The 1,519-nt window shown below is 34.0% G+C and carries 5 protein-coding genes and 1 pseudogene; all 6 read right to left on the reverse strand.

Annotated elements, in window-relative coordinates:
- Positions 1-169: XRE family transcriptional regulator (locus PX636_RS21675; protein WP_288118831.1), on the reverse strand; the 169-nt coding region annotated here is incomplete at its 3' end.
- Between the two features lie 4 nt (positions 170-173).
- Positions 174-365: pseudogene (locus PX636_RS21680) on the reverse strand (PIN domain-containing protein); the annotation flags it as partial.
- Between the two features lie 37 nt (positions 366-402).
- Positions 403-669: a type II toxin-antitoxin system RelE family toxin gene (locus PX636_RS21685; protein WP_012267863.1), complete on the reverse strand. Its 267-nt coding sequence runs from the start codon at positions 667-669 to the stop codon at positions 403-405.
- The gene (locus PX636_RS21690) at positions 666-875 is read right to left on the reverse strand and encodes a hypothetical protein (RefSeq protein ID WP_002771197.1); all 210 of its coding nucleotides are present in this window, start codon (positions 873-875) and stop codon (positions 666-668) included. The genes PX636_RS21685 and PX636_RS21690 overlap by 4 nt, the downstream gene beginning before the upstream one ends.
- Before the next feature lie 83 nt (positions 876-958).
- Positions 959-1,288 carry a helix-turn-helix domain-containing protein gene (locus PX636_RS21695; protein ID WP_002763909.1) on the reverse strand — a complete coding sequence of 110 codons (330 nt, stop codon included), beginning with the start codon at positions 1,286-1,288 and terminating at the stop codon, positions 959-961.
- Between the two features lie 66 nt (positions 1,289-1,354).
- Positions 1,355-1,519: type II toxin-antitoxin system RelE/ParE family toxin (locus PX636_RS21700; protein ID WP_288118834.1), on the reverse strand; the 165-nt coding region annotated here is incomplete at its 5' end.

Raw genomic sequence — 1,519 nt, forward strand, 5'->3', positions numbered from 1 at the left:
CTAGTGTTGATATTCCTAAAATTTCTGCTGTTTCAGTTTCCGTGAGGTTCCGTTCATTGACAATATCAATAATCCCAGATAGAATTTGAGCGCGGACTAAAGTTTGTTCGGCTTCTGGATCGCCAAGATCAGCGAAAATATTACTATTACTTTTTTCAAAGTCGCTCATTTTGTTATTCTCCTTGATTTTTTAACCATTCTTGATAACTTATTTCAGCCAGTTTTATTTGAAATGGCTCCGTATTTTTCCAACGATAGGTATTAAAATCTCGATAATCAACGGAAAGAATTTGACCTGAACCTAATTCTTCTGCTAAAATAACCAAAGATGCGTCGGCTAAATCCATTGGCAAATCTCTATATTTTTAGATCAGTTCTTCAGTGTGTTGGCACTGCTTAGTTTTACGGAAAAAATCTATAAATTTCTCTTCTGTGTAAGAATCGACTAAAGATCAGTTCATCGTTAATAATTGCAACACCAATGCGATAATCTCCTATTTTGATACGATAAAAACCCTGATAACCTTTAATCTTTTTGAGGTTTTTTACATCATCCAGTGTTTGAGCTAATTTGCATTCATTGACAACAGTTTTGATCTCAGATAATAGTTTTTGATCTTTAATTTTTCTTAAGTCTTTGGAGAATTTGGCTACAAATTGAATTTTCATTCAGCTTCTCCATTGAGAATAGCAAAAACTTCTTCTTCTGGAACAAATTCACCATTTAATCCTTCCGTAATAGCATTAGCTAAACCAATATCTTCTAGGGCTTCGATAACAATTTCATAAAATAGTTCCCGTTTGTTTTGCATCATTTCAATGAGGATTTCGGTTAGGATTTCTTTGGTTTTTTCTTCGGTAATGATCGATGACATTGCGCTTAGTCCTTTATTTAAAGTTGGCTGGTGCGTTACATTAATATTAACACACCTTAACGAGATCGGCGATCGCACTTAGATTAGGATTTATTTCGATACATGACCTGGATACTTACACTAGAGTTTGCTACGGCTTGGGGAGTGACTAAGATTTCTATATTCTGACCTAATGCTACTAGAAAGCTAAACATCTGCTCAAGAGAAAATTTTTGCAATCTGCCATTTTTTAAGTTAGAAATTTTAGCCTCGTCAATTCCCAAAATTTGACTGACCTCCTGCTGGCTTAATCCTTTTTCAGTAATCAGATCATAAATCACTGAAGCCAGCTTGACTTTAGCGAGTTTTTCTTCAGCATTAGCAAAGCCTAAGTCTTCAAAAATGTTTCCTGAACTAATAGTATATTCTGTCATAATCATTTATCCCCTTTTTGGTATTTATTGTTGCTCTTTGGCAATCTCCTGTGCTTTTTTCAGGCGTTATTTGATTAGATCAATATTTTGTTTTGGTGTTTTAATCCCTGATTTTGATTTTTTCTTAAAGGCATGGAGAATAAAAATAGCATTGCTTAGTTTAAGAGCATAAACTGTTCTATAGGTATCGGTTTGATAATCGCTGACTATTTCAAAAACACCATTAAACCC

This window comes from Microcystis sp. M53598_WE2 (assembly GCF_030067735.1).
Classification (GTDB): Bacteria; Cyanobacteriota; Cyanobacteriia; order Cyanobacteriales; family Microcystaceae; genus Microcystis; species Microcystis aeruginosa.